The organism is Microbacterium sp. (assembly GCF_031988965.1).
GTDB lineage: Bacteria > Actinomycetota > Actinomycetes > Actinomycetales > Microbacteriaceae > Microbacterium.
Genome location: NZ_DALZXX010000123.1, coordinates 1 through 8,623 on the forward strand (window position 1 = coordinate 1; position 8,623 = coordinate 8,623).

Annotated in this window: 7 protein-coding genes; all 7 read right to left on the bottom strand. The window is 67.0% G+C overall.

All coding sequences use genetic code 11. The features are described from left to right. Nucleotides 1–848, bottom strand: an 848-nt coding sequence (gene hisD / locus RTM68_RS14995) for a histidinol dehydrogenase (RefSeq protein ID WP_312172395.1), incomplete at its 3' end; no start/stop codon positions are given. Nucleotides 849–850: 2 nt separating this feature from the next. After that, nucleotides 851–2,335: a hypothetical protein gene (locus RTM68_RS15000; RefSeq protein ID WP_312172398.1), complete on the bottom strand. Its 1,485-nt coding sequence runs from the start codon at nucleotides 2,333–2,335 to the stop codon at nucleotides 851–853. A gap of 115 nt (nucleotides 2,336–2,450) precedes the next feature. After that, on the bottom strand, nucleotides 2,451–5,969 hold the full coding sequence (dnaE, locus tag RTM68_RS15005) for a DNA polymerase III subunit alpha (RefSeq protein WP_194763430.1): 3,519 nt from the start codon (nucleotides 5,967–5,969) through the stop codon (nucleotides 2,451–2,453). A 74-nt stretch (nucleotides 5,970–6,043) separates the two neighbouring features. Continuing rightward, nucleotides 6,044–6,619 carry a GNAT family N-acetyltransferase gene (locus tag RTM68_RS15010; RefSeq protein ID WP_312172402.1) on the bottom strand — a complete coding sequence of 192 codons (576 nt, stop codon included), beginning with the start codon at nucleotides 6,617–6,619 and terminating at the stop codon, nucleotides 6,044–6,046. A gap of 40 nt (nucleotides 6,620–6,659) precedes the next feature. Further along, nucleotides 6,660–7,580 (bottom strand): RluA family pseudouridine synthase, encoded by a 921-nt coding sequence (locus RTM68_RS15015; RefSeq protein ID WP_312172404.1) that lies wholly within the window; start codon nucleotides 7,578–7,580, stop codon nucleotides 6,660–6,662. Nucleotides 7,581–7,582: 2 nt separating this feature from the next. After that, a complete protein-coding gene (lspA, locus tag RTM68_RS15020; RefSeq protein WP_396654237.1) occupies nucleotides 7,583–8,155 on the bottom strand; it encodes a signal peptidase II in 573 nt (190 codons plus the stop codon). A gap of 75 nt (nucleotides 8,156–8,230) precedes the next feature. Next, nucleotides 8,231–8,623: cell division protein (locus tag RTM68_RS15025; protein WP_312172407.1), on the bottom strand; the 393-nt coding region annotated here is incomplete at its 5' end.

Here is an 8,623-nt window from a genome sequence, read left to right on the forward strand (position 1 = left end):
CGCTGAGCGAGGCCTTCGGAATCGGTGACGAGCACGGCCGACGCCTGCTCGTCGTGCTCGGCCTGGCTCACGAGATCCGCCGCGACGAGTCTCGCGTCGGCCGCGTCATCGGCGACCACGAGGATCTCGGTCGCACCCGCCTCGGAGTCCGTTCCGACGACGCCCGCGACTGCGCGCTTCGCCGAGGCGACGTAGTTGTTCCCCGGACCGGAGACGACGTCGACCGGGTCGAGTCCGATGCTCTCGACGCCGTGAGCGAAGGCGCCGATGGCGCCGGCACCGCCCATCGCGTAGACCTCGGTGACCCCGAGCAGCCCTGCGGCCGCCAGGATCGACGGGTGCACCCGTCCCCCCTGGTCTTCCTGCGGAGGCGAGGCGAGGGCGATCTGCTCGACGCCGGCCACCTGTGCGGGAACGACGTTCATCACCACGCTCGACGGGTAGACGGCCTTGCCGCCCGGGATGTAGACCCCCACCCGATGCACCGGCTGCCAGCGCTGAGTGATGACGGCGCCTGCACCGATCTCGGTCACCCGGGCATCCGGCACCTGCGCGGCGGACGCCAGACGCACGCGGCGGATCGCCTCTTCGAGCGCCTCACGGATCTCGGGCTGAAGCGCCTCGATCGCATCGGCGATGTGCTCGGCCGGCACGCGCAGGTCGTGCCCGCTGACGCGGTCGAACCGCTCGGCCTGCTCACGCAGCGCCGTCGCCCCGCGCTGCTGCACGTCGTCGACGATACGGGCAGCGGTGTCGAGCGCCTCGGCGCGTGCCTGGGTCGCGCGCGGCACGGCCGCGAGCATGTCAGCCGGCGAGAGCTCGCGCCCTCGCAGATCGATGGTTCGCACAGTCAGCCCTTCGTGATGTCTGCGATGTCGTGCAGGTAGCCGATGCGGCCGTCGTCGTGGCGGACGACATAGGCGCCGCCGCGGTCCTCGATCACCAGGACCCACGCGCTCGGCCCGATGCGGAAGAGGGCGTCGCCTCGTTCGTCATGCACGTCACGATCGGTGGGGGCGAGGATCCAGAACGGCTGCGCCGCCTCGGTCTCGCGCCATGCACCACGGTCGGACTCGGGATCGTCGAACGTCGGGATCACGGTCGTCTCCGCGGCCCCCGCATCGTGGTGATCGGGTGTGTCGTGGTGATCGAGGGTGTCGTGGTGATCGCTCGAGTCGTAGCCGGTGCTCTCCTCGGCGCGCGGGGCACCGAACTCCTGTGCGGTCGCGCCCATCAGCGACTCGATGCTGCCGGTGTCCGACACGATCTCCGGCTCCTGATTCCAGGACGACCGCCGAGAGTAGGTGGGCACGTACGCCTCATCCGACGTGGAGTCCTCGGTGCCCGTGTCGCCGCCCGAGGCGTGCGAGGCCAGGGGTACCTGCTCGGCGAGATCGAGACGGGCGACCTCATCGGTCGCCTGCTCCCCCGACAGCTCCGGATCGAATCGATCGGATCGCAGGGCTCCGGACGTCGATGGCTCGACGGCGGGGGTGGCCGCGAGGGCATCGGCGCCACTGGCGATCGACTCGTCGGCGGGAGCCGCGGACTCGTCGGCGGGAGCCGTCGACTCGCCGGCGGGATCCGTCGACTCGTCGCGGACGACAGGAATCGCGGTCGCATCGACTCCGTCGGTGTGGCCGTCAGCGACGACGGGAGTGACCGTCGCCGTGCCGGAGTCGTCGCCTCGCGCGGCGTCGGGCTCCACCACCGGGCGCGGGCGTGCGATGACGGGACGGACGGGGTTCGCGTTGCGGTGAGCGAGGGTCACGAGGCGCCCGTGGAAGTCCTCTTTGAGCCCGGGGACGAGCGGCGCGAACACCGTGAACACGACGAGCGCGAGCGCGCCGATCAGCTGCACGATGCCGTTCCAGCTGAGCACGACGGTGCCGAGGCCGATGCTGACCGCGATCGAGTTCCACAGCTCGGCGAGCCAGAAGACCGCAGACACCGAGAATGCCACCGAGGCGAACTGGTCGATACCCAGGGAGCCGACTCGGCGGATGCCGTCCGGCGAGAAGCGTCGAAGGACGACCAGGAAGACCGCGACGGTCGGAAGCCCGATGGGGAGGATCCAGTGCAGGCCCGATGCCCAGATGGAGGAATCTCCGAAGTAGGGGAAGAACGAGGCGATGAAAGCGACCAGCCACGCGCCGGTGATGAGGAGCTCGCGCAGAGTGAACCCGAGGATGCCGTACTCGGGGGTCACCTCGTCGTCGTACAGCACGCCGTCGTCGTCCGAGAAGCCGTCGTCGAGGGACGCGACCTCGACGTCGGCCGCGTCGTCGTACGAGTCGGAGGGATCGGTGTTCGAGAAGGGGGAATCCGCGCTCATGAGGGTGGTCCTTTCGTCACGGTGCGTCGCCTGGAGGGCCCTGCACCCAACGCGTCCTGATATTACCCGGGGAGTCCGAGCGACGGCTCCGAGGATCGTCACTCGTAGTCGGCACTCAGCCCAGGCAGTTCGGTCCGAGAAGGGATTTGAGATCCCCGAAGAGGTCGGCCGAGACCTTGACCGGCATGGGAACCTCGAAGACCTTCGCGGTTCCTCCGCGATGCACGCGCAGCATGACCTCGGTATCTCCCGCGTGACGGCGGAGCACGTCGGCGAGCTCGTGCATGACGCGCTCCGTGGCACGCTGCTCGGCGAGCACGAGCCCCAAGGGCCCTGCCGCGTCGAAGGATCCGACGTCCGGCACGAAGGCCGACTGCGCATGGAGGTTCAGCCCGTCGTCCCGGCGCGAGACACGTCCGCGAACCGCGAGGATCGAGTCCTGCTGCAGGATGTGCTGGAACTCGGTGTAGGTCTTGCCCATGAACATCACGGTCACCTCACCGTTGAAGTCCTCGACCGTGATCATGCCGTAGGGGTTGCCGCTCGCCTTCGCCACGCGGTGCTGCACACTCGTGACGAGACCGGCGACCGTCACCTGATCTCCGTCCTGCATGTCCTCCGAGTTGTTGAGGACGTGGATCGAGATGGACGCGTGCTTGGCCAGCGGCACCTCGAGTCCCGCGAGGGGATGGTCCGAGACGTAGAGACCGAGCATCTCGCGCTCGAACGCCAGCTTGTCCTTCTTGATCCATTCGGGCCGGGCGGGTACCTTGGCGGGCGCCGCCTCCTCCATGTCGTCGTACAGGCTGTCGAAGTCGAAGCCGATCGCACCCTGGGCTTCGTTCCGTTTGCGGTCGACAGCCGCTTCGACGGCATCCTCGTGGATCTCGACCAGCGCTCGACGCGTGTCGCCCATCGAGTCGAACGCGCCCGCCTTGATCAGCGACTCGACCGTGCGCTTGTTGGAGACGTGCAGCGGCACCTTGTCGAGGAAGTGGTGGAACGAGGTGAACCGCTCGTCCTTGCGCGCCGCGACGATCCCTTCGACCACGTTGCTTCCGACGTTGCGCACGGCGCCGAGTCCGAAGCGGATGTCATCGCCGACGGCGGCGAAGTAGTTGATGGACTCGGACACATCCGGCGGAAGGACCTTGATGCCCATGCGACGGCACTCGTTGAGATACAGGGCCATCTTGTCCTTCGAGTCGCCGACGCTCGTGAGGAGCGCGGCCATGTACTCGGCGGGGTAGTGCGCTTTGAGGTAGGCGGTCCAATAGGACACCAGTCCATAGGCTGCGGAGTGCGCCTTGTTGAAGGCGTAGTCGGAGAACGGGAGCAGGATCTCCCAGATCGCGTTCACGGCTCCGTCGGAGTATCCGTTCGCGTGCATCCCCGCCTGGAAGCCCTCGAACTGCTTGTCGAGCTCGGACTTCTTCTTCTTGCCCATGGCGCGGCGGAGGATGTCGGCCTGTCCGAGGGAGAACCCGGCCACGCGCTGCGCGATGGCCATGACCTGCTCCTGGTAGATGATCAGACCGTAGGACTCGTCGAGGATGTCGGCGAGCGACTCGGTGAACTCCGGATGGATCGGAGTGATCGGCTGCTGACCGTTCTTTCGCAGCGCGTAGTTCGTGTGCGAGTTCGCCCCCATGGGCCCCGGTCGGTACAGCGCGATGAGGGCCGAGATGTCGCCGAAGTTGTCGGGCCGCATCAGCCGCATCAGCGATCGCATCGGCCCGCCGTCGAGCTGGAAGACTCCGAGGGACTCGCCCTTGCCGAGGAGTTCGTAAGCCCCGCGATCATCGAGCGCGAGGTGCTCGAGGTCGAGCTCCTCCCCTCGGTTCGTGCGGATGTTGTCGAGGGCATCGGAGATGATCGTGAGGTTGCGCAACCCCAGGAAGTCCATCTTGATCAGGCCGAGCGACTCGCACGACGGGTAGTCGAACTGCGTGACGATCTGGCCGTCCTGCTCACGACGCATGATCGGGATGATGTCGAGGAGCGGCTCCGACGACATGATCACGCCGGCTGCGTGCACTCCCCACTGGCGCTTCAGCCCCTCGAGGCCGAGAGCACGATCGAAGACGGTCTTCGCCTCGGGGTCCGTCTCGATGAGAGCACGGAACTCGCTCGCCTCTTTGAATCGAGGGTGCGCGGAGTCGAACATGCCGTCGAGGGGCATGTCCTTGCCCATCACGGGCGGCGGCATCGCCTTGGTCAGACGCTCGCCCATGCTGAACGGGAAGCCGAGCACGCGCCCCGCATCCTTCAGCGCCTGCTTCGACTTGATCGTGCCGTACGTGACGATCTGCGCGACGCGCTCGGATCCGTACTTCTTCGTCACGTAGTCGATGACCTCGCCGCGGCGACGGTCATCGAAGTCGACGTCGAAGTCGGGCATCGAGACGCGGTCGGGGTTGAGGAACCGCTCGAAGATGAGACCGTGCTCGAGCGGGTCGAGGTCGGTGATCTTCATCGCGTAGGCGACCATCGATCCGGCACCGGAACCACGCCCGGGCCCCACTCGGATGCCGTTGTCCTTGGCCCAGTTGATGAAGTCGGCGACGACGAGGAAGTATCCCGGGAAGCCCATCTGCAGGATGATGCCGGTCTCGTACTCGGCCTGCTTGCGCACCTTGTCGGGGATGCCCGCCGGGTAGCGGTAGTGCAGACCCGCCTCGACCTCTTTGATGAGCCAGCTGTCCTCGGTCTCACCATCGGGTACGGGGAACCTCGGCATGAAGTTCGCCGCCGTGTTGAACTCGACCTCGCACCGCTCGGCGATGAGCAGCGTGTTGTCGCATGCTTCAGGGTGGTCGCGGAACATCTGCCGCATCTCGGCCGCGGTCTTGATGTAGTACCCGTCACCGTCGAACTTGAAGCGGTTCGGGTCGTCGAGCGTCGAACCGGACTGCACGCAGAGCAGAGCGGCATGCGCATCGGCCTCGTGCTGATGCGTGTAGTGGGAGTCGTTCGTCGCGACGAGCGGGATGCCGAGGTCTTTCGACAGCTTCAGCAGGTCGGTCATGACCCGTCGCTCGATCGAGAGGCCGTGATCCATGATCTCGGCGAAGTAGTTCTCCTTGCCGAAGATGTCCTGGAACTCCGCTGCCGCGGCGCGCGCGGCGTCGTACTGGCCGAGCCTGAGTCGCGTCTGCACCTCACCCGAGGGACAGCCTGTGGTCGCGATCAGCCCCTTGCCGTAGGTCTGGAGCAGCTCACGGTCCATTCGCGGCTTGAAGTAGTACCCCTCCATGCTCGACAGCGAGCTCAGCCGGAAGAGATTGTGCATCCCCTCGGTGCTCTGGCTCCACATCGTCATGTGCGTGTAGGCGCCGGATCCCGAGACATCGTCGCTCTTCTGATCGGGCGAACCCCACTGCACTCGCGACTTGTCGCTGCGATGCGTTCCGGGGGTGACGTACGCCTCGAGCCCGACGATGGGCTTGACCCCCGCAGCGTTCGCGGCCTTGTAGAACTCGAAGGCTGCGAACGTGTTGCCGTGATCGGTCACCGCGATGGCCGGCATGCCGTACTCGGCAGCGGCCTGCGTCATCGCGCTGATCTTCGCCGCGCCGTCCAGCATCGAGTATTCGCTGTGGACATGCAGGTGGACGAAGGAGTCTGATGCCATGGTTCGAGTCTACTTTCGACGTCGGACATCGGAGGTCCGCCGGCACTCATCCGCCGCGTCTCGGAGATGCTCTTTCACCGAAGGTCGAGGCGCATCAGCACCCTCGGAAACCCGTCGAGCACCGACCCCGTGTCCGCGGCCTTCACGAAGCCCGCCGCCTCGAAGAGCTTCCGCGTGCCGACGTACGCCATCGTCAGATTGACCTTCTCCCCCTCGTTGTCGACCGGATACGCCTCGACCGCCGGCGCCCCGCGCTTCCTCGCGTAGGCGACTGCTCCGTCGATCAGCGCATGGGCGATGCCCTGCCCGCGATACCCCGGTCGGACTCGGATGCACCACAGCGACCACACGTCGACGTCATCGATGTGCGGAATGAGCCTGTTGCGCGCGAAGCTCGTCTCGCGACGAGGATGCAGCGCGGCCCACCCCACGGGCTCGTCGTCGAGGTGCGCGATCACGCCGGGGGGTGGATCCTGCCGACACAGTTCCCGCATCCGCTCGGATCGCGCCGGCCCCGTGAGCGCGACGTTCTCCTTGTTGCCGATGCGATAGCTGAGACAGAAGCACACGTTGGAGGTCGGCTTCTTGGGACCGACCAGCGTCGCCACGTCATCGAAATCGATCGCGGGCCCGACGACGATCGCAGTCATGCCACCAGTGTGCCCGCGCGATCGGGGGAACGCCAGAGCTTCAGTCGCCGCGAAGCACGTCGAGGGCGTGCTGGAAATCGGCCGGGTACCCGGACTCGAACTGCACCCAGTCCCCCGTCGTCGGATGCGCGAAACCGAGCTGGTGGGCATGGAGCCACTGCCTCGTGAGACCGAGCCGCGCCGACATCGTCGGGTCTGCACCGTAGAGAGGATCTCCCACGCACGGGTGCCGATGCGCGGCCATGTGCACGCGGATCTGATGCGTGCGCCCCGTCTCGAGATGGATCTCGAGGAGCGACGCTCCCGGGAACGCCTCGAGGGTCTCGTAGTGGGTGACCGAGGGTTTGCCGTCCGGCGTCACCGCGAACTTCCACGAGTGGTTCGGATGGCGACCGATCGGGGCGTCGATCGTGCCCGCGAGCGGATCCGGGTGGCCCTGGACGACCGCATGGTAGATCTTCTCGACCGTCCGCTCCTTGAAGGCGTGCTTGAGCGCCGTGTACGCGGCCTCGCTCTTCGCCACCACCATCAGTCCACTGGTTCCGACGTCCAGCCGGTGCACGACGCCCTTGCGCTCGGGCGCACCACTGGTCGAGACGCGGAAGCCCGCGGCCGCGAGAGCACCGACCACGGTCGGTCCCTCCCAGCCCAGAGAAGGGTGGGCGGCGACTCCGGTCGGCTTGTCGACGACCACGATGTCGTCGTCGTCGTAGACGATGCCGAGCTCGGGAACCGCGATCGGCACGATCTTCGGCTCCTCTTTGGGTCTCCACTCCACGTCGAGCCATGCACCACCGCGTAGGCGATCGGATTTGTCGAGCACAGCACCGTCGAGGCGCACCCCGCCGGCGGCTGCGACCTCGGCGGCGAAGGTTCTCGAGAAGCCGAGCATCTTCGCGAGGGCGGCGTCGACGCGCGTGCCGTCGAGCCCGTCAGGGACGGGGAGCGAACGAGACTCCACGTTCAGCGCCCATCCGAGGCGGTCGCTCCCGCGGCGGCATCGGAGCCACCGGATTCGGCCGTCGTCGGATGCGTCGCCTCGGCGACCGCGGCGGCCTCGGCCTGCTCGTCGTTCTCGACGGGCGCATGGTCGCGTTCACGCGTTCCGTCGAAACGGAGTCCCACGACGACCAGGAGCGCCACGGAGATCATTCCGGTGACGATGAAGATGTCGGCCACGTTGAAGATCGCGGGCATCATCCACGGCATCGAGATCATGTCGACGACATGTCCCATCGGGAAGCCGGGCTCGCGGAAGAGCCGGTCGGTGAGATTGCCCAGCACCCCGCCGAGCAGGCATCCGAGTACGACGGCCCAGAGGCGCGACCGGAGACCGAATGCCTTCCACACGATCACCGCGGCGACGACAGCGAGCGCGATGGTGAAGATCCACGTGACGTCCGACCCGAGCGAGAACGCAGCACCGGGATTGCGCACGAAGTACAGCTGAAGGAACTCACCGAGAACCGGGACGGGCTCCTGCAGGGGCAGGTTCTCGACCGTGAGGTACTTCACGAACTGATCGGCGGCCAGCACGATCGCTGCGAGAATCGCAACGATCGCACCGGCCGCCGACCGACGAAGGGGAGATCGTCCTGGCAAAAGGACGACCTACAGTCCGATCGCGGAAACCGGAGTCGAGTCCGTCGACGTCGACTTCTCGTCGAGTTCGCGGAGCTGACCCTCGATGTACCCGCGCAGCTGCGAGCGGTAGTCGCGCTCGAAGTTGCGGAGTTCGGTGATGCGGGCCTCGAGCGTGTTGCGCTCGCGCTCGAGCCGTGCCGACTCCTCGCGCTGCTTGGCCTCTGCCTCGGTGCGGATGCGGTTGACCTCGCCCTCCGCATCGGCGATGAGCTGGGCGCGCTTGGCCTCACCCTCGGCGACGTGCTCGTCGTGCAGGCGCTGCGCCAGCTCGATGATGCCTGCGGTCGCCGTGGCGGAACCCGACGGCGCGGGCTCTGCCGGCGCGGCGGGGGCAGGAGCCGGAGCGGCTTCGGCTGCGGG